The organism is Curtobacterium sp. AG1037 (genome assembly GCF_003349855.1).
Lineage (GTDB): Bacteria > Actinomycetota > Actinomycetes > Actinomycetales > Microbacteriaceae > Curtobacterium > Curtobacterium citreum.
Genome location: NZ_QQAO01000004.1, coordinates 79,013 through 98,174, shown reverse-complemented (window position 1 = coordinate 98,174; position 19,162 = coordinate 79,013). Strand labels below are relative to the sequence as shown.

Genomic DNA, 19,162 nt, shown 5'->3' with positions numbered 1-19,162 from the left:
GTGCGTGGCGGTCAGCGGCGCAGCGCGGTCAGCGTCGCATCGGCGCGCGGGGCGGCAGGAGCAGGAGCGCGGCGGCACCGACCACGACGAGGGCGATCCCCGAGAAGACCGTGAAGACGGTGAGGGCGAGTCCGGGGGCGACGAGGACCACGACGCCGCCGAGGATCGACAGCACCCCGCTCACGACCGTCGGGACCCGCGAGGAACCGGGGTGCCCGACCACGGCGCCGACGAGGGCAGCGACGCCCTCGACCAGGAACGCGATCCCGGCGAGCACGGCGTAGACGAGCAGCGGGATCGCCGGGTCGACGAGCGTCAGGAGGCCGGCGAGCCCGACGAGGACCCCGACGACGCCCGAGGTCCAGCGCCACGCGGGTGGGGTGCCGTGCCCCCGGACGGCGGCGAACACCCGCAGCGCCCCGGCCACCACGAGGTACACGCCGAACACGAGGGCGACGAGCACGAGCGAGGGGCGGGGCCAGACGATCGCGACGATCCCGAGGACGACGGCCACCACGGCCGTCACGACGACGAACACTCGGAACGTGCGGACGGCACGGGAATCCACTGGACCTCCTGATCGATCGGGTGGCCTCCGACGGTACCCGGCGTTCAGCCGCGGCGTTGCGTCCCGAGCACCCCGACGACGCGTCGGTCGAGCTCGGCGAGCGCCCGCCGGGTCCCTGCCGACAGTCGGGCGGTCGGGACACGGCCGCCGACGGCGAGCGCGACGTCGCCGGGCAGACGGAGCACCGAGCTGTGCCCGTGCCGTGCCCGGAGGTCGTCGAGCGCGCTCCGCGGGACGTCGGCGTCGAACGGGGTGTTCACGACGACCAGCGTGCGGGTCACGGCGGTGGTCCCGAACCGACGCTCGGCGGTCGCGAGCACCGTGTCGGCGTCGTCGAGCCCGCCGCGGGTCGCCGGGACGACGAGGACGAGGACGTCGACGGGGGAGGCGAGGGCGTCGATCCCGCCGCGCAACGCATGGGCACCGGCGTCGTGCACCGCGACGGTGTCGTCGAGCGCGGAGACGTCATCACCGTTCGGGAGTCGGAGACCGAGGTCGCCGCCGGAGTGGTCGTACAGGACCGGCGCTCCCGTGGTCGACGCCCGGCGGAGCGCCTCGAACAGGAGCGCGGCGACGGTCGTCGTGCCGACGCCCCCAGCGGTGCCCGCGACGACGATCCGGACCGGCGTCGTGGTCATCGTGCGTCTCCGTCGGTGCCGGCTCGGCCGTCCGCACCCGTCCCACCGTCGGGGCGGAAGTGTGCCACCTGCGCGATGAAGGACCGCTCGCCGCGCCGCAGCATGCGTCCCCGCCCCGGGGTCATCGGCTCGGCGTAGACCTGCGGAGCGATCTGTCCCTCGCTCCGCTCACCGGACATGAGGAACGTGCTGCCGCCGGTGTCGCGGAGCGCCTGGAGCGTGAGGTCGAACAGTGCTCGTTGCAGGCCGGCGACCGGACGGGTCAGGAGCACGTGCAGCCGGAGGTCCCGGGCGGACGGGAGGTACGGCAGCAGCGGTTCGAGCGGCTGCGTGCCGCCGCTGGCGAGGATGTCGAAGTCGTCGACCACGACGACGATCCGAGGACCGGCGCCGCGGCCGTTCGACGCCTGACGTTTCGCGAGCTCCTCGGCGATGGCGGCGGCCAGGGACCGGGCTTCGAGCGCGCTCGACGCCTGACCACCGAGGTAGTCGTCCGGGCACACGTCGGTGAGACCGCCGCGACTGTCCATCACCGCGACCACGAGCTCGTCGGGGGCGTGGCGGTCCACCAGGCCCTCGACCACGCCGCGCAGCAGGGTCGACTTGCCGGAGCGTGAGTCGCCGAAGACGAGCAGGTGCTGGTCGCGGTCCCCGAGCTCGAGGAACGCCGGTTGCATGGTGTCCTGGCGCAGGCCGAACGGCACGCGGTCCGGCTCCGCGAACGGGTCGGGGAGCTCGGCCGGCTCGTAGTCCGACGGGAGCAGCCGGATCGGCGCAGCGCCCGGCCCGGTCCAGCTCGCGGCGGCGCGACGGGCGAGCGCCTCGAGGGCGTCGGCGACGTCGTCGTCGTCCACGTCGTCCATCACCGGGAGGGCGAGTTGCACGAACCGGCGTTCCTCGGTGATCGCACGACCGCGCTGGTCGGCGCGGATCGTCTGCGAGAGCTTCCGGTCGACGACCGAGTCGGCGGGGTCGTTCAGGCGGAGCTCCACCCTGGTGCCGACGAGGGGCTGGACGGCCATCCGGAGCTCGTTCCACCGCGTCAGCGTGACCACGACGTGGACGCCGAGGCCCGAACCTCGCTGCAGCAGCTCGGCGAGCATCGGCTCGAACCGCTCGTACTCGTCCCGGACCGCGCCGTAGCCGTCGACGAGCAGGACGACCTCCGCGCTCGGCAGCTCGGGCAGCTCACCGGCCGCGTGCCGGGTGCGGAGCGCGTCGAGCGAGTCCACACCGTGCACGCGGAACACCCGCTCCCGAGCGGCGAGCATGAGCTGCAGCTCCTCGAGTAACCGCTGCATGGTGACCGGGTCGGCGCGGGTCGCCACTCCGCCGACGTGCGGGAACCCCTCGATGCGTGCCAGGCCACTGCCGGTCAAGTCGAGTCCGTAGATGCTCACCTGCTGCGGGGTCGCGGTCAGTGCGGTCGCCGCGGCGACGGCGCGGAGCATCGTCGACCGGCCCGACTGCGGGGCACCGATGACCGCCGCGTGACCTCCCGCGCGGGTCAGGTCGAGGTGCCAGGGGCGCTGCGACTGCTCGGACGGGTCGTCGAGCAGGCCCAGCGGGACACGGAGCGCGTGGGCGCCGTCGACCCGTTCGGTCACGACCCGCGACAGCGCCAACCGCGGGGGCAACGGCGGCAACCAGATGGGTCGCGTCGTCCGGTCGGCGTCGAGCAGGCGTTCCACGGCTTCGTCGACGAGCGCTCGACCCGTCTCCGGGCGACGCAGCTCCGGCTCGGCGGTCGACCGGGACGGGTCCTGCTCGGCCGCGAGCGTGTTGAAGACAGGCAGGAGCACGGGTTCTGGTCGGGTCGATGCCTCGGCGCGTGCGGTGGTGGCCTCCACCGGCCCGGACACGTAACCCGCGCGGAACCGCCGGTAGACGGACGTGTCGACCTTCAGGTAGCCGTAGCCGGGCACGGCGGGCAGGTGGAAGGCGTCCGGGCGGTCGAGGATGGTCGAGCTCTCGGCCTCCGAGAACGTGCGGAGACCGAGCCGGTAGGACAGGTAGGTGTCGAGCCCCCGCAGACGACCGGCCTCGATGCGCTGGCTCGAGAGCAGGAGGTGCACGCCGATCGATCGACCGATCCGGCCGATGGTCATGAGGAGCTCGATGAAGTCGGGTTCCGCCGTGAGCAGTTCGCCGAACTCGTCGATGACCAGCAACAGGTGCGGGAGCGGCGGGAGGTCCGGGCGCTGCGTCCGGAGCTCCCGGTAGTGCGTGATCGACGGCGCGTTGTCGGCGTCGCGGAGCACGCGTTGTCGTCGCACGACCTCCCCGGCGATCGAGGCCCGGGCGCGTTCGATGAGGCCGGCGTCGTCCTCCAGGTTGTCGATGATGCCGGCGACGTGGGGCAGACCGGCGAAGGGGGCGAACGCGGCACCACCCTTGTAGTCGACGAGCACCATGCTGAGGTCCTCCGGCGCGTGCGACATCGCCAGACCCAGCACGAGGGTGCGGAGCATCTCGGACTTGCCCGAGCCCGTCGCGCCGATGCAGATGCCGTGCGGACCCATGCCGAGCTGCGCCGACTCCTTCAGGTCGAGCAGCACCGGGGCGCCGAAGTCGTCCAGACCGATCGGCACGCGGAGGAAGTCCCGCGGCGACCGGGGCAGCCAGACCTGCTCGGGGGAGACCTCGGAGACGTCGCCGATCCCGAGCAGCTCGGCGATGCCGATGCCGTCCGTGGACTCCGCGGCGTCCTGCGCGGTGAGGCTCAACCGGAGCGGCGCCAGCTCGCGTGCGAGCGTCTCGAACGTCGTCGCCGGCACCCGGTCGGTCCGGAAGCGGGTCTCGACCACCTCGCCGTCGGCCTCGCGTCGAGCATCGGTCACCGTCGCGGTGTCGTCCTCGACGAGCACCCGCACCGTGACGTCCGACGGCTCGTGCAGCCGGTCGGAGAGCAGGTGCACCGTCGTGACCTGCAGGTCCGCGAGACCGAGGTCGGCGTCGGGTACCGGCAGGTCGGAGGCGACGTGGCCGTGGTCGTCGACGAAGACGACGAGCCGGGAGTTCTCGGCCTGGTCGCTCGTACCGGCACTGCGCTTCGCGGTCGCGGCGAACTGTGCCCGGTCCGCCAGCTCGCCGCCGACCACACCGAGCAGGGCCGGCACGTCCGGAGCGATGCGGCGCGCGGGGACGTCCCCGTCGAGCAGTTCGTCGTCGACCGCGTGCGGCAGCAGGTCGAAGCCCCGCCAGTCGTCGGCGGCACCGGCGGCGTGCACCAGCGCGAGGTGCAGGTCCTCGGGCGAGTGGAAGGCGGCGAGCTGCGCGATCATGCCGCGGGCGGTCTCGAGGACCCGTTCGCGGTCGCCGATGACGGCGACGTGCCCGGCCCGGTCGAGGTCGACGGTGACCGGCATGCCCGCGACGCTCGCGTAGTGCCGGACCACGGTCTTCGCCTCGTCGAGCATGATCGGGTCGAACGGCTGCACGGGGTTGTCGTCGTCGGGCAGCACCAGGTCGAACCACCGCACGTCGCCGACGCCCGCACGGACCCGCAGGAAGTCGTCGTGACCGCGGCGCCGCTCCCAGAGCCGCGCCGGGTCACGGACGACCTCGACCAGTGCGTCGGGTTCGGGGTTGAGCACGGTCGCCTTCGCTCGGACGTCGCGGGCGCGCACGCGCATCTCGGTCCGGGTCCGTTCGAGGAAGTCGAGGTAGCGCTCGCGCTGGGACCGTCGCGTCCTGGCCTGGTTGCCGCGTTGCGACAGCGCCATGCCGATGCCGCCGACGAGCGCGACGACGAGGACGACGGCACCGATCACCATGAACACCGGGTTCGCGTTCCGGAGCACGACGATCATCACGATCGAGGACAGCGAGCCGACGACGGGGAGCAGCGTCTGGATCGGGACGCCGCCGACCGGTCCCTCCGGGAGCGCCGGCGGGGGAGCGAGGTGCTCCGTCGGCTCCTCGCGGAGCGGTCGGCTGACCCGGGTCGGGCGGTGGACGAGTCGACGGGTCATCGTGCGGTCCTCCCCGGGGTGAGCAGCGCGGCGGCGAGACGGACGTGGGCGGTGCGTGTGGCGACGGTCAGGTCCCGACTCGATCGCGGGACGTCGCTGCGGCGGGCACGGTCCGTGGGGACGGTGGACACCGTGCCGGGTGGCCACCGGACGGCGTCGACGGCCCGCGCGCCGCCGGCACCGAGGTCGACGGCCGCGACCACGACGACCGGGGCGTGCTCGAGCGACCGCAGGGCGTCGACGACCGAGACCGCACGCTCGAGCGACGCCCGGTCGCTCCGGGCCACCAGGCACACCGCGTGACTGGCGTACGCCACCGCCGTCAGGTCGACGCCCGGCAGCCGGACACCCCAGTCGGTGCAGACGACGTCGAAGAAGCGGGTCACGGGGGCGACGGCGTCCGCCCACGTCGACTCGGTCGCCTGACGCGGTGGCGAACCCTGCTCGTCGTCGTCCGGCGCCGGACGGACGTCGAGCGTGTACAGCCCCGACCCGGTGCGGACGAGGCCAGCGGTCGCATCGGCGGCCGAGACCGGGTCCGGGCGACGTCCGGCCGTGCCCGCTGGCGGCGCGTCCGGCAGCCCGGCGTGCCACAGCATCGACCGTGCGCCGGCGGCCGCGTCGACCCCGAGCACGGGGCCCTGGCGGCGGTGCGCGACCAGGTTCGCGACCAGGGCGGCGGTCGTGGAGGCACCGACGCCGCCGGCGAGCTGCACGAAGCCGATCCGACGACTCAGCGCCAGGGGTGCCCGGACCGCGCGGTCGGCATCCCGCAGCACGCTGGTCCGCGCCGCCGTGGCCCCGAACAGCGCGGCGGGCGCCGAGCGGACGAGCGAGCCGAGCGCACCCATCAGAACGCCCCGAGGAGCTGCTCGTAGACCCCGAACACGCCGAGCAGGAGCGGGACGAGCGAGACGACCGCGAGTGTCTCGAGCACGTTCCCGAGCCGTCGGAGCGAGGCGCGCTGGTGCCGTGCGGGTGCGACGAGCACGAGCAGGGCGACGACCACGGCGAGTCCGCCGAGCACCGCCGTGGCGAGCACGCCGTCCGATCCGTGCAGCTGCCGGGTGACGCCCACGACGACACCGGGCAGGACCGCGGCCCAGAGCGCTCCGACCTGCGTCGCGAGGGGGAAGGCCCTGGTCCGCAGCGCCGTGACGAGGACGAGGGCCACGCCGAGCCACGGTGCCCAGGGGGCGGGGCCGGCCGCGACGCCGACGAGTGCGATCCCGAGCGTCGACGCGACCGAGAAGGTCGACCACGTGAGGGTGCGGTAGGCGCGGTCGACGGTGGTGAGAACCGTGCTGCGCTGCGCCAGCCTGCCCGCGATCACCTGGTCGTCGAGGCCGGTCAGTCCGGACAGTGACATGGCGTACCAGGGGACGAGGCCGACCACGACGACCGCGGCCGTGGCGAGGACCCCTGCGCCCTCGGCGGCGGTCATCGGTGTCGCGGCGAGGAGCGTCGCTGCACCGGCGCCGACGACCCCCACTGCTGCGCCGAGCGACGCCGGCGCGGAGCGGCGGCCGAGCCCGGCGACCAGGAACAGCGCGAGCCAGACCAGCGTCGCGACCGGCGCCGCCAGGGCCGGGTCCACGGATCCGGACGGACCGGACGAGGTGAGCAGCGCCTCCAGGCCGGCAGCCGTGGGCACCGCGAGGCCGACGGCCGCACCGAGCAGTGTCCACGCGACCGCGCGGGCGCCGGCGAGCGCGATTCCGAGACCGCCGAGCACGCAGACCAGCCAGGCCACCGCCGGGACCGCCGCGAGGCCGGGCGCCCCGAGCGCGGTCGTCCCGGCGGCGAGCGTCAGCGCTCCGACGCCGACCGCGCCGACGACGAGCCGCGCGCGAGCGTCCCAGAGACCGGCGCGTGAGCCGAGTGCGTCGCTCACCGCGTCCGTGACGTCGCTCACCTCGGGCGGCGGCGGCGCCTCGTCGAGCCGGAGCAGCCGCAGCACCTCGCCGTCCGCGACCCCTTGTTCGGCTGCCGTCGCGGTCGGGTCGAGCTGTTCCCCGGTCGACCGCAGGAGCGTCAGCGGCCGGGCCACCGGGGCGACGCGCTCGTCGAGCAGCTCGACCAGCCGGGGGACGAGTGATCCGAGGGTCTCGTCGCTCGGGATGACGAGCGTCGCGCGGCGCGTGGCACCCACGACGGTGAGGCGCGTGAAGTCGGTCACCGGGCGCCTCCGGCGGGGGTCGCGGGGCTCGACGGCACGGTCGAGGTCGAACCCCCGACCTGCCCGTCACGGATCGCACCGAGGACGAATGCCGTCCCCACGCAGCCGGCGCACACCACGGCAGCCAGGACCGTGCTGCCGATCAGTCGCCGGACGTTGTCGTTGACGGTGCGTCGCTCGGTCAGCCCACCGATCAGGAACGCACCGCGGAGCCGGACCCGGTGGGTCCGCACGGACTCGAGCAGGATCGTGTCGTCGTTGTCAGGCACGGGCTGTCGTCTCCTCGTGGTCCGGTCGTGGGGCTGGGGGCGCTGCACGGGTGCCCGCGGTCACGGTGTAGCTCCGCTCGCCGAGCTCGACGCGCCAACCCGGTGCCGCCGCCGTGCGCTGCCCGGGCACGAGCGGCTGCACCGTCCCCTCGGGTGACGTGATGGTCGTGCCGTTCGTGGTGTGCAGGTCGGTCACCCACAGGAGCTCGTCCGTCCACTCGAGCACCGCATGGTTCCGGGACAGCGTGCGCGCGATGTCCGGGAGCGCGAGCACCGTCACGTCGGGGGAGTCGGACTCGGGACGCCGGCCGACGAGGAGGGTGCCGCGGACGACGATCGTGTCGCCGGTGGTGGGGACGAGCCGCACGTCGAGCAGGCGGGTTGCGTCCCGCCGGTCGCCTCGTCGGGTCGTCGTCGCGCCGTGCGCCGAGATCTCGGGACCCCCGGCGGGCGGTCGTGCCCGGGCGGCCCGCCGACCCTCCGTGGGCGCGGGCGCGGCCGGCACCACAGCGGGTCCGAGCTCCTGGCGGTCGAGCGGGGCACGCGCCGGGGTGAGCGGGTCGCGGCCACGCCGGAGGTCGGCGGTGATGGTGGAGGGGCCCGACCAAGGTGCGAGGGTGGCACGGACCGCGGTCAGGACCGACGGGGGGAGCGCGGTCAGGACGTCCACGCGGCGCGCTCGACAGACCGCGAGTCCGACCGTCCGTCCCGAGCGGACCGTCGCGACGAGCTGCACCACCAGCACCAGGGCGGCCACGCCGACAGCCGCGACGATCCAGGTGGTCGGGCCGGTGGACGCGGTGGCGACGGCGACGGCGACGGCGACGGCGACGGCCGGGAGGATCGTGGCCAGCAGGTCGACGACGACCACCGTCCGGCGGCGGGTCGCGTTCGCGGGGACGACCCCCGTGAGCAGGCCGGCGGCGGTGGACGTCGCGGCACCGGTGGCTGCTCGGACCTGCGGTGCGCCGCACCGCGTGCAGAACCGCTCACCGGACGCGAGGATGCGCGAACACCGTGCACAGCTCAACGAGCCGACGAGCGCGCTCGGCATCGGTTCCTCCCCGTGGATCCGCGTGGTCGCAGGCGTCCGAGGTTAGCAGCCACGTCGGACGCCGGGGCGCTCCTGAGGCATCGTCCAGGCTTCCGGCGTGCCCCTTGCACGGGGGGTACGGATCGACGACAATTGCTCGCTGACGCAGGGACGCACGACCGATCGAGGGGAAGAAGACGTGAAGTTCGCGATGGGGGCCGACACGCTCGGTCAGCTCGGCAAGAGGACGGGGAGCGCCTCGCAGGACCTCGGAGCCCAGGTCAAGGCGTTGCTCGCCGCGGCCGAACCGCTCCAGGGCAAGTTCAACGGCGCCGGCCGAGCGGCGTTCGACCGCTTCAAGGCGCAGTCCGACCAGGTCGCGAACGAGCTGAACGCCGCGCTCGCAGCGGTCCTCAGCGGCATCGGTGGGATGGACACCGCGTTCGGCCAGGGCGACCAGCAGATGGCGGACGACGCCACACAGGCTGCCGGCACCGTGAACTTCGACGCAGCGCGCTTCGGCGCCGGTCACTGAGACGAGGGGGACCACCATGGCAGGCAACCAGGCAGACCGCCGCGACTACGACGTCGCCGCGTCGCAGAGCGCGCAGGACAACTTCAACCGGCTCGCCGCGCAGCTCGAGGCGCTCATCGACCAGCGGGACGGCGACGTCCGCGCTGCGATGAGCGACTACCAGGCCGACGGTGTGTCCGACGAGTACCAGGCGAAGGAACTGCGCTGGAAGAACGCGGCGACCGAGGTCCGCAGCATCATCGCGACCCTCCGCACTTCGCTGCAGTCGACCGACCAGACCGCGCAGCAGACCGTCCAGAAGGCCAAGAGCGCCGTCGACAGCATCGGCTGACGACCTGATTCCGGGCCGTCCCGCCGTCCAGGCGGGGTGGATCGAGGTGAGCCATGACCTACAGGGTGGACCCCGCAGGGGTGAAGAGCGTCCTGACGGACGTCGCGACGAAGAGCCAGCCCGTGATGGACGCGCTCGGCAAGATCGACGGTGCGGTCCAGACCGTCGCCACGGGGGCGCAGTCCGAGTTGATCAACGGTGCGCTGTCCCGGTTCTTCGACGCGATGTCGGCCGACGTCACCACGATCACGCGGCACGTGCCGGCGGCGATCGACGGTGCCGTCGCCGCGACGAACGCGGTCGTCGCGGGTGACGAGGAGATCGCCGCCACGATGGAGACGAACGCGGGCGTCGCCGCCACGAACGGCGACCTGTCGATCCTGGGGGTGCAGCAGTGAGCCTCATCGACCCGAGCAAGCTGCCCGGCGACAAGATCGACGCCGCTGCCGTGTCGTCCGGCGCATCGACGATCTCGACCCTCGGCACGACCATCACGACCGGCGGTGGTGACACCGTCCGGGCCTGGCAGGCGATCTCCGGGTCGTACCAGTCGGACGGTGCCGAGCACCTGTACTCGGTGATGACGCCGGTCGGCACCGCGACCACGAGTGTCGGCGACGGGCTCGGTTCCGTCGCGTCCGCACTGTCGACCTACGCCGAGACCGTCGGGCCGATCAAGACCGAACTCGACACGCTGAAGACCGAGGCCGAGGACTTCGTCCGCCGCGCGAAGAACTTCCAGCCGCGGATGCAGGACTCCGACGACGGCTACGTCATCGCGTCCCAGGCGGTCAGCACGATGGGTGTCAGCCTGATCACGGGCACCAAGGTCGAGATCACGTCGTGGGACCAGGACCCGGACATGGTCGACGAGAACAACCGGCTGATCCGCCGGGGTGCCGACCTGGCAGAGGAGTGGCTCGCGGCGCAGCAGACCTGCGCGAACGCGATCCTGGCCGCCGCCTGCCTGGCACCGCTCCCCGGCACGAGCACCGGCACCCCCGCGCAGATCATGGCCGCGGCGGAGGCGTCCCTGCCGTGGGCGGGCGAGAGCGACATCGACACCCCGTGGGGGTCGACCGGTGACCGCAAGGAGTCCTGCGGCGAGAAGGCCGCCGGGTTCCCCGCACACCTGGTGAAGGGTGTCGTCGTGGACGGACTCGGCGGCATGGCGAAGGGTCTCAGCTCCCTCCTGACCGGCTGGGACGGCACCGGCATCCCCTGGTACGCCGAGGCGATCGCCGGCGGCATCACCGGACGGTCCGACATGGTCGACGACGCCTTCGGGCGCGCCGGCCAGACGTACGGAGGCGCCTGGCTCGGGCTCGGGCACCTCGCCTCGGCGCTGACCCCGGTCGGCACCGTCGTCAACACACTCGGCAACAGCCCGCTCGGCGACTTCCTGCCGAAGGACACCCAGCAGTTCCTGTCCGACTGGGGGCACGACGACACCACCGCCCTCGCGGACACCGTCGGGGGACTCGTCGGGCTGAAGCTCCCCGACCAGTGGTGGGAGTCGTCCTCGTGGGACGGCTACAACATCGCGCAGTCGTGGGTCGACGACCCGGGCGGCACCGCGGGCGCGAGCGCGTTCAACATCGGCACGCTCTTCATCCCGGGCGCGGGCGAGGCCAGTGCCGGCGCGCACGCGACCGCTGCGGCTGCCGACGCGGCGGGTGACGTCGCGCGTGCCGGTGGGTTCGTGGACGACGCGGCCCGGGCAGCGCGCGGGGCCGACGAGTTCGTGAACGTGGGCCACGGTCTCACTGTGGGTGACCTGGTCGACGGCGTCCGCGGAGTCGATGCGGGTGACGTCGCGAAGGTGACGCGCGAGGGAGACCTGCCCACGACGGGCGTCGACCTGGTCGGCGACGCGGGCAAGGTCGACGTCTCGACGCCGCACGCGGACGCGCCGTCCGCCCCCGCTCCGCACGCCGAGGCTCCGCGGGCGGATGCGCCCTCCGCCTCCGCGTCGCACGCCGATGCCCCGTCGACTCCCGCGGCGCGTCCTGAGGCGCCGGCTCCGCACGTCGACCCTCCGAACGCCGGCCACCCGTCCGTCGAACGTGGCGAGACGCCGACTGCCGCGCACGACGAGACGCCGACTGCCGCGCACAGCGAGACTCCGGCCGGTGCACACGGTGACTCGCCCGTTGCACCGCACGGGGACACCCCGGCCGGCGCGCACGACGACACCCCGAGCCCCGCGCACGGCGACGACACCCCGCCAGCCCAGCACGGGGACGCTCCTGCCCCGCACGACACACCGCCGACGACGCACCTGGGGGACGACGGCGTCGAGCGGACGGTGCGCCAGTACGACTCCGGCAGCAAGGGGGCGTGGAACACCGACCTCTACCACAAGGCGATCGAGGCGAACACGCGCTACGAGATCGACGGCGGCAAGTGGGTCTACGAGACCGACGAGCACGCACGGGTCGTGCACGCCGAGGGTCACCTCGACCAAGTGGTCAAGGAGCTCGAGAACCGGTCTCGGCACGGTGGGCAGCAGACCGCAGCGGGAGGGGCGGACCGTTTGCGCGTCGACCACGGCGGCCACATCTTCGCGACGCTCTTCGGTGGCCCGGGTGAGGGCATCAACCTCACGGCACAGTGGAGCAAGGTCAACCTCGGAGCCTACAAGGCCCTCGAGAACCAGTGGGCGGCGGCGATCGACTCCGGCAGATCGGTCCGTGTCGAAGTGAACCTGACGTACCCGGACGGATTCCGGCCGTCGAGGTACGATGTGGAATACCAGATCGGTGACGGCCCGATTCGATCGGCCCGGTTCTCGAACGCCCCGACCCCATGAGCCGCCGTGTTGCGGCTCTGCACTCTGGAGAGATGTGACAGCGGAACAACAAACCCTCGAAGCGCGGATCGTGGCGGAAGCAGGTCGGCTGCTCGGCCCCCACGACGACTGGGTGACGGCTCGGTTCATCGTGGCCGAGGTGGGCTCGATGGGCACGATGGTCAGTCGATTCACCCGGGCAGACGGTTCTCTCGGATCCATGCGCGTCCGAGGGCAGTTCCAGGACCTCTGGGAACAACTCCGCGAGGTGATGGCTGATCCTGAACGGGGAGCTTGGTTCTCCGCCTCCCTCGATGTCGACCGGGCGTCCGGCAGTTCTTCGTTCTCGTACAACTGGGATGGCCGCGTCTGGTTCGACCGGCTGATCCCGGACCTCGACCCTTCGGACGTCGACCTGGCGCTGCCACTCGATGAGGCGTGGGGGGAAGAACTCGCCCGGCACCCGCGGTCGCCTGAGCACGTCCCTGCGTGGCTGCGGGCGCTCGTGGCAGGCGAGGTCACCGAGCGTCAGCCCGGGGACGGCGCTGCCGTCGAGCGGGCGATCGCTGCGGCGCCCACCTGGCCGCCGGCGCGCGCATCGCTGGCGTCGTCGGCACGCTGGTCCGAGGTGTTCGACGCCGTGTCAGAGGAGATCGTGCGGGCGCTCCGTGCGGACACGCCCGCGACGGAGCTCCTCCACAGCGAGGTCGACGACCGCGCACTCGAGCAGGTCGCAGCCGCTGCCACCGGGCCGCTGCTCCGACGGTTCGTCCACGACACCGCTTCGTGTGCCGCCCTCGCAGCCGAGCTGGACACCCCGAACGGCCCGGACCGCGCCGAGGACGACGTGACCGACGCGATCACCGACATCGTGGACTGGCAGATCGCACGGCGGTTCGACCAGTGACCGGCATGGAGAACCCGGACCTCGACGCCCGACTCGGTCGTGCCCTGGTCGACCCGTCAGCACTCGGTGAGTTCGTGGACAGCTTCGTCCCGAGTCCGCTCCTGGTGCCGATGCACATCGACGGCGAGACGGCCTTCCCGATCGTGACGCACCGGGACGACGGCCCTGCCCTGGCCGTGTTCACCGGGGAGCAGCACAGCCTGCAGATCGACCTGCCGACCGCCAACGACGTGGTGGTCCTGACGGGCGCACGGGTCATCGGGATCGCCGTCCCCGACAGCGGCATCCTGGTCAACCCGGGTCCGCGGGAACTGCACCTGCCGGCCGCCCTCGTGGCGCACGTGCACCCGCAGATCCCGGCCGAACTGCTGGCACCAGGGAAGACCCCCACGGAACAGTCCGAGCAGTCCGCACCGGCAGGGTCGATCGTCGCCACGCAGCAGGCTCAGTCGACGCTCGCCGGCAACGCGTACCGGTGGCTGGCACAGGGTGGCACCTTCGACTCGGCGGACTTCTTCGTGGGGTTCTGCGGGAGCGAACACACAGCGCGCGGCGCAGTCGTCTCCGCAGGACAGACCACCCCGGTGCAGGTGCCGGACCCGATGGTCGACGAGTTCCGCGTGCTCCGGCGTTCCGCGGCCGAACCGGAGAAGGGAACCTGGATCGGCGCCGAGCTCCACCTGACCTCGGCCGGATCGTTCTCGTACTCGTTCGTGTACGACGACCGGCTCGACTTCGGTGCTGCCGATCCCCGCGTTCCCCGGATCGACGCAGATCCGGTGCCGGGACTCGATGCCTGGCGCGCGGAGTTCGCCGCGCAGGGGCGCGGCGCGCGGTTCGTCCCGGAGTGGGCACGCTGACCGACCGCGACCGCGACCGCGTACCTGCGTTGCAGAGCCCCCAGCCCGGCCACGCCGGAGGATGACGCCGGTGTCTGCGGGGGTCGACGCCGTCGCGCGTTCGCTGACGCGGGCGCCGGGCTACGGCCCGAGGTCGAACTGACCTCGATCGCGCGTCGGCTCCGGTGGTTCCGGACCGAGTTCGAGCGCTTCCACCGCACCATCGGGTCCGACGCACGCCGGTTCCGCGCCTCGAAGGAGTCCCTCGCCCTGGAATACGGGCACCGTCCCGGGTCCGCAGCGCTCGAGCAGCGCCGCGAACCACGCCGGGTAGTCCGGATCCAGTTGGCGCGCCCGATCGTCGAGCGTCGGAGCGAGGCCGTCGGCGACCTGCTCCGGGGTCAGCGCGTGGTCGGGGTCGTTCGGGAACGGCATGGTCCAGTCCTCCGCACCGAGGTACAGCCCGACGCGCAGTGGGCGCCCCGCGGAACCATGCCCGGAGGCGACGAGCCAACAGCGCCACGTGCCGATGGCGTACTGCTCGGGGCGGTCACGGAGCGATGACCAGCCACGCTCGTGCTGGATGCGGACGCCGTCCAGGAACGTCCGGGCGGGGGGTCACGTCCATGGTCAGGTGCCTCCGGTCAGCGGTGGGATGGTGGGGAAGTCGAAACTCGGTACCGAGAACGACGGCACCGGCACGGGTGCTCCCGACACCGGGGAGCCCGGCGCTGGCGCTCCTGGGACCGTGAACGTGCTGACCGGAGCGGGCTCGCGGTCCGACGTCCCGCGCGCACCCGGCGGTTGCAGCCCCACGGCGCCGATCGCGACGAGCCCGATGGTCAGCCCGGCGAGCGCCAGCAGCCGGTAGCGGATGCCGAGACTCCGCAGGTACCGCTGCGGCGCGAACCGTCCAGCGCGCACGGCCTCGACGAACGCCGTCGCCGTGACGAGGGCGATCGGCCACGCCGACGCGGTGACGAGTCCCGCTGGTGCGCCGTCGGACGATCCGGTCGCGGCGACCACCAGCCCGAGCACCCCGGCCCCGAGCCCGGTCCAGAGCGCGAGTTCCTGGCGCAGGCTGCCGAAACGCCACCCGACGCCCCACAGCACCCGCCCGGTCCGGGCCCGTGCGGCACGGAGCACCCGGTCGTCCCCGGGCAGCGGCGCCGCGACGGACAGCAGCCCCGCGACGACCGCGGTGCCGAGCACCCACGCGCTGGCCAGCTCCCAGGCGGGACCGTCGACGCCGACCGCCACCCAGCGCACGGCGACACCGAACACGACCGACCCGGTCGCGACCATCGCGGCCCATCGGGCGACGACGGATCCGCGCCGGCTCAGCGTGGCGAGGTAGCTCGCCGGCAGCCGATCACGACGCCGTCGGTACCGCCGCAGCGCCGCCCAGACCGCGGCGGCGCCCCCGGCCGCGGCGATGGTCGCCGCTACGGCTCCGGGGAGACCGGGTCCTGCCAGCGCGACGGCCGCGACGACCACCGGGACGAGCGCGACAGCGGACGCTGCTCGACGCTCCCAGGTGACAGCCGCGTCGAGTAGTTCCCGCGACTCCTCGTCACCCGGGTTGGTGACGAGCAGGTCGAGCAACAACCCGGGCTGCTCGGCCACGGGTGCGTACTCGGCTCGGAGCGCCAGGAGTGCCGGGTGCTGCGGCGCCCGCTCGAGCCCCGCAGCGACGAACCCCCGCGCGAGTCCGGTGTTGCCGTGCACCCGTTCGCAGACGGCAGCGACCGTGTGCCAGTCCGGAGACCCCGGCTCCAGCTCGAGCGCCCGGTGGTACGCGTGCCGGACCTGCTCGATGCGGCGGCCACGCCCGTCGATGCTCGCCAGCGCGTGCTGTGCCCACACGCCGGCGACGTCGGGTGCCATGCCGACCAGCTGCGAGGTGATGGTCAGCGCCTCCGGGGCCCGGCCGGCCACGATGAGCACGGCCACCAGCCGCAGGTACGGGGGCAGCGTGTCGGGAGCGGCCTGCAGCGCGGACCGCGCGGCCTGCTCGGCCTGCAGCAGGTCGCCACGCGCCTGCAGCAGCGCGGCCCACTCCGTCAGCAGCGCAGCGTCGCCCGGAGCCGTACCGAGCGCGTCCTGCAGCAGTCGCTCGGCGGCGTCGAGTTGCCCGAGGGCCCGCAGCGACCCGGCCCGCGCGACGACCGACTCGGTGGCGTCAGAGGACACGCTTCTGCTTCAGGTACACCACCAGGTCGTCGTACCGGCCGTCGGCGTTCGCGAACGCGGCGACGTTCTTCGCGGTCACGAGCCACGAGCCCGTCGACGGTCGGACCTGGCCGAGGGCGTGCTGCACGTCCGCCATCACGAGCGGCTGGATCTCACCCGCGGCGACGGAGCGGGCCATCGCCTGTTCTGCTGCCGAGGTCACGAGGTGCGCCAGGTCGGCCCCGGAGAAGTCCTGCGTCGCCGCGACGACCTGTCCGAGGTCGATGCCGGCGATGGGGCGTCGTGCGAAGTGGTGGCGCAGGATCGCCTCGCGCGCGGGGGCGTCCGGCGGCAGCACGAGCGTCATCCGGTCGAGTCGTCCGGGGCGCAGGAACGCCGGGTCCACGTCCCACGGGCTGTTCGTCGCGGCGAGCACGAACAACCCGTCGTTCTCGGACCCGACGGAGTCGAGTTCGAGCAGCAGCTGGTTCACCATCTGCCGCAGTCCGCTCCAGCCGCTGCCGATGCTCGACCGTCGGGCGCCGAGCGCGTCGATCTCGTCGAAGAAGAGCACCGCCGGCGTCTGCGCCCGAGCCGCTTCGAAGACCGCGTGCAGGTTCTTCTCCGTGTTGCCGAGGTACGGGTCGAGCACCTGGTCGATCCGCGCGGTCACGAAGTGCGCGCCGAGTTCGCCGGCGATGGCCCGCGCCATGAAGGTCTTGCCGCACCCGGGTGGTCCGTAGAGCAGGAGCCCACCGCGCAGCGTCTGCCCGAAGGCCGCGGCGATCTCCGGGTGCCGCATCGGTTCCAGGAAGGACTCGCGGATGCGCTGCTTGACGTCCGCGAGTCCGCCGACGTCGTCGAGGGTGACGTCAGGCCGCTCGACCTCGACGTCGACGACGTGCTCGCCCTCGCCGTCGAGCCGGATCTTCTCCGGCACGTCCGACGGCACGGCCGACGGCCCGTCCGACGGCTCGTTCGGCGGTGTCGGCCCGTCCTGCGGGCGGCCGGCGGACTCGACGAAGGGCGGCGGGACGCTGCGTCCCAGCTCCGCCTCGGCACGTCGCCAGTCGAACGCCTCCTCGGGACGGCCGGGAGGCTCGGTGCCGGTGGCCGCGTCGCCGACGTCGGTGGGTCCGTGCGTCCGGAGCGCGGCGCTCGCGTCCGCGAGCACGTGCAGGGCGAGCGCGTTGCCGGGGTCCAGCTGCAGCACCACGGCGGCGTGCTGGAGTGCCTCGGCCGCCCGGCCGCGTTGCAGGAGCAGCTGCGCGACCTGGCCGCGCAGGGCGACGTCGTCGGGCGCTGCCTGCACAGCGGCGAAGAGGCTGGCGAAGAGCGGGTCGTCGGTCATCGCGGGCCACCGTCCTGTGTCGAGAGCGCGGCGTGCGCGTGGTCCGCGATCGCCTCGGCCAGTGCGGTGCCGACGGACCCGGCGTCGTCGTGCAGGGGGACGAAGACGTCGGTCCACCACCAGCCGCCACCCTCCGCCTCGGGCGGGAGCTCGGTGAGGTCGGGCAGCAGGCGACGGACCTCGGTGTCCGAGCGGACGCGGCGGGGGTGCTGCACGGTGGCGACGACCCGTCCGTCCGCGTCCGTGAAGCGTCCGACCAGTCCGCCGCGGACGAGTCGCAGGCCGATCCCGGCGTCCACCGCGGCGGCGGCGGGGCGGAACTCGGCGTCACCGACGAGCGTCGGACCGAGGATCGTGAGTTCACGGGGCACGGTGCTGCTCCTCCTGCGGGGTCCGTCCGGCGCCGAGGTCGCGGCCGGTCAGGCGTTCGAGGGCGTCGCGGCCCAGGTGGTCGACCACCGGGCGCAGGCGTTCCCACCCGGTGGCGTCCGGGCGCGAGGGGCCGTCGCGGAACCGCAGCACGAGCGACGGCACCCGCGGACGGCCGACCCGTTCGGCTCCGAACCGGTCGCGCATCTCGTCGACGTCGAGTCCGAGGCCCTTGACGGCGGGGGCGCCGAGCAGCATCGCCACGGGTTCGGGGTCCTGCTCCAGCGTCGGGCGCACGGTCAGGTCGGCCGAGCCGACGCGGGCGAACACCATCGCGACCAGCGGGAGCGCAGTGCGGCACAGGTCGCCGAGCAGCACGGTCGCGGCGTCGTGCGCGCGCTGGACCGCATCGCTGCCGGGGACCCCGACGCCGACCAGGCCGGAGACGACCTCCTCCACGCCGTGCTCGGTACGCCGCGCGGTGAGCGACCCGGCCAGCGGCGCCCGCTCGTCGCCGACGACCACCAACCGGGCGTCCTGCGGCATCCGTGCGCGTGCGGCAGCGGTGAGGGTGTCCTTGTCCCAGTCGGCCTCGACCGGTTCGTGCGAGCCCCAACCACTCGGGGTCGTGCCGGGCCCGAGCGCGGCGAACGTCTCCCACGCCCGACCCAGACGTGTGCCGGCGTCGGGGCGGTGGCGGATCGACGCCGACACCACGAACTGCACCTGCTCCGGTCGCGGGACCTCGAGGTACCGCGGGTCGACGGCGTCGGTGGTCCCCGGGGCGCGGAAGGCGTCGGCGAGTCCGAGCAGCGACGTGCCGGTCGACCCGTCGCGCAGCGCGCCGTTACCGGACCGGACGACCCAGCGTCCGTCGGCCGCGTCGAGGACCTGCCGGAACGGTTCGGTCAGGCGGGAGGTCTCCGGGGTCAGGAACACCACCCGGAGTCCGGCAGCCGAGGCCTGGACGACGAGGTCCGCGCGCATCGGGGTGAGCGCCACGAGCCGCCCGACGGTCTCGCTGACGACGTAGCCGTCGCCGGTCCCGTCCACCAGCGGGTGCTCGATCCCCATGCAACCGACCATACCGGGACGGCGGCGCGCAGCGCCGGGGCGGGGCCGCCTCGCAACCCGCTGCAACCCCCGCCGCCGTAGCGTCCCGCCCGAGGCGCGCAGACCGTGCGCCGTCGACACCGTCGTCGAGAG

General features: G+C 73.4%; 18 protein-coding genes. 6 read left to right on the top strand and 12 right to left on the bottom strand.

The window, feature by feature from the left end:
- Positions 1-28: 28 nt before the first annotated feature.
- From DEU32_RS07285 to DEU32_RS07255, 7 genes are read right to left on the bottom strand one after another with little or no spacing between them, the layout of a single operon-like run.
- On the bottom strand, positions 29-568 hold the full coding sequence (locus tag DEU32_RS07285; protein ID WP_181819221.1) for an HdeD family acid-resistance protein: 540 nt from the start codon (positions 566-568) through the stop codon (positions 29-31).
- A gap of 44 nt (positions 569-612) precedes the next feature.
- The gene (locus DEU32_RS07280; protein ID WP_058742551.1) at positions 613-1,206 is read right to left on the bottom strand and encodes a hypothetical protein; all 594 of its coding nucleotides are present in this window, start codon (positions 1,204-1,206) and stop codon (positions 613-615) included.
- Positions 1,203-5,180 carry a type VII secretion protein EccCa gene (gene eccCa / locus DEU32_RS07275; RefSeq protein WP_114849955.1) on the bottom strand — a complete coding sequence of 1,326 codons (3,978 nt, stop codon included), beginning with the start codon at positions 5,178-5,180 and terminating at the stop codon, positions 1,203-1,205. The genes DEU32_RS07280 and eccCa overlap by 4 nt, the downstream gene beginning before the upstream one ends.
- The gene (locus DEU32_RS07270; protein ID WP_058742550.1) at positions 5,177-6,031 is read right to left on the bottom strand and encodes a hypothetical protein; all 855 of its coding nucleotides are present in this window, start codon (positions 6,029-6,031) and stop codon (positions 5,177-5,179) included. Before DEU32_RS07270 ends, eccCa begins: the two co-directional genes overlap by 4 nt.
- Complete coding sequence (locus DEU32_RS07265) at positions 6,031-7,359, bottom strand: EsaB/YukD family protein (protein WP_114849954.1); 1,329 nt, start codon at positions 7,357-7,359, stop codon at positions 6,031-6,033. Before DEU32_RS07265 ends, DEU32_RS07270 begins: the two co-directional genes overlap by 1 nt.
- Positions 7,356-7,628: a hypothetical protein gene (locus tag DEU32_RS07260; protein ID WP_058742548.1), complete on the bottom strand. Its 273-nt coding sequence runs from the start codon at positions 7,626-7,628 to the stop codon at positions 7,356-7,358. Before DEU32_RS07260 ends, DEU32_RS07265 begins: the two co-directional genes overlap by 4 nt.
- A complete protein-coding gene (locus DEU32_RS07255) occupies positions 7,621-8,682 on the bottom strand; it encodes an FHA domain-containing protein (protein ID WP_058742547.1) in 1,062 nt (353 codons plus the stop codon). The genes DEU32_RS07260 and DEU32_RS07255 overlap by 8 nt, the downstream gene beginning before the upstream one ends.
- 178 nt (positions 8,683-8,860) lie before the next feature.
- Here DEU32_RS07255 and DEU32_RS07250 point away from each other — a divergent pair, with 178 nt between their 5' ends.
- The 6 genes from DEU32_RS07250 to DEU32_RS07225 all read left to right on the top strand — a co-directional run bounded on the left by DEU32_RS07250 (position 8,861) and on the right by DEU32_RS07225 (position 14,085).
- A complete protein-coding gene (locus DEU32_RS07250) occupies positions 8,861-9,196 on the top strand; it encodes a WXG100 family type VII secretion target (protein ID WP_058742546.1) in 336 nt (111 codons plus the stop codon).
- 16 nt (positions 9,197-9,212) lie between these two features.
- Positions 9,213-9,527 carry a pore-forming ESAT-6 family protein gene (locus DEU32_RS07245; RefSeq protein ID WP_058742545.1) on the top strand — a complete coding sequence of 105 codons (315 nt, stop codon included), beginning with the start codon at positions 9,213-9,215 and terminating at the stop codon, positions 9,525-9,527.
- A gap of 53 nt (positions 9,528-9,580) precedes the next feature.
- The gene (locus DEU32_RS07240; protein WP_144801075.1) at positions 9,581-9,925 is read left to right on the top strand and encodes a DUF6507 family protein; all 345 of its coding nucleotides are present in this window, start codon (positions 9,581-9,583) and stop codon (positions 9,923-9,925) included.
- On the top strand, positions 9,922-12,339 hold the full coding sequence (locus DEU32_RS07235; protein ID WP_114849953.1) for a DNA/RNA non-specific endonuclease: 2,418 nt from the start codon (positions 9,922-9,924) through the stop codon (positions 12,337-12,339). Before DEU32_RS07240 ends, DEU32_RS07235 begins: the two co-directional genes overlap by 4 nt.
- Before the next feature lie 70 nt (positions 12,340-12,409).
- The gene (locus DEU32_RS07230) at positions 12,410-13,225 is read left to right on the top strand and encodes a hypothetical protein (protein WP_114849952.1); all 816 of its coding nucleotides are present in this window, start codon (positions 12,410-12,412) and stop codon (positions 13,223-13,225) included.
- 5 nt (positions 13,226-13,230) lie between these two features.
- Positions 13,231-14,085, top strand: coding sequence for an SseB family protein (locus DEU32_RS07225; RefSeq protein ID WP_147281420.1), 855 nt, complete (start codon positions 13,231-13,233; stop codon positions 14,083-14,085).
- 120 nt (positions 14,086-14,205) lie between these two features.
- Here DEU32_RS07225 and DEU32_RS07220 read toward each other — a convergent pair whose 3' ends face one another.
- The 5 genes from DEU32_RS07220 to DEU32_RS07200 form a co-directional block, all read right to left on the bottom strand.
- Positions 14,206-14,499, bottom strand: a complete 294-nt coding sequence (locus tag DEU32_RS07220; RefSeq protein WP_114849950.1) for a hypothetical protein — start codon at positions 14,497-14,499, stop codon at positions 14,206-14,208.
- 195 nt (positions 14,500-14,694) lie between these two features.
- Positions 14,695-16,257 (bottom strand): tetratricopeptide repeat protein, encoded by a 1,563-nt coding sequence (locus tag DEU32_RS07215; protein WP_114849949.1) that lies wholly within the window; start codon positions 16,255-16,257, stop codon positions 14,695-14,697.
- Positions 16,247-17,587, bottom strand: a complete 1,341-nt coding sequence (locus DEU32_RS07210) for an AAA family ATPase (protein ID WP_114849948.1) — start codon at positions 17,585-17,587, stop codon at positions 16,247-16,249. The genes DEU32_RS07215 and DEU32_RS07210 overlap by 11 nt, the downstream gene beginning before the upstream one ends.
- A complete protein-coding gene (locus DEU32_RS07205) occupies positions 17,584-17,958 on the bottom strand; it encodes a hypothetical protein (protein WP_114849947.1) in 375 nt (124 codons plus the stop codon). The genes DEU32_RS07210 and DEU32_RS07205 overlap by 4 nt, the downstream gene beginning before the upstream one ends.
- Entirely contained in the window at positions 17,948-19,030 is a 1,083-nt protein-coding gene (locus tag DEU32_RS07200; RefSeq protein ID WP_114849946.1) for a DUF6177 family protein, read from the bottom strand. Before DEU32_RS07200 ends, DEU32_RS07205 begins: the two co-directional genes overlap by 11 nt.
- Between the last annotated feature and the right edge of the window lie 132 nt (positions 19,031-19,162).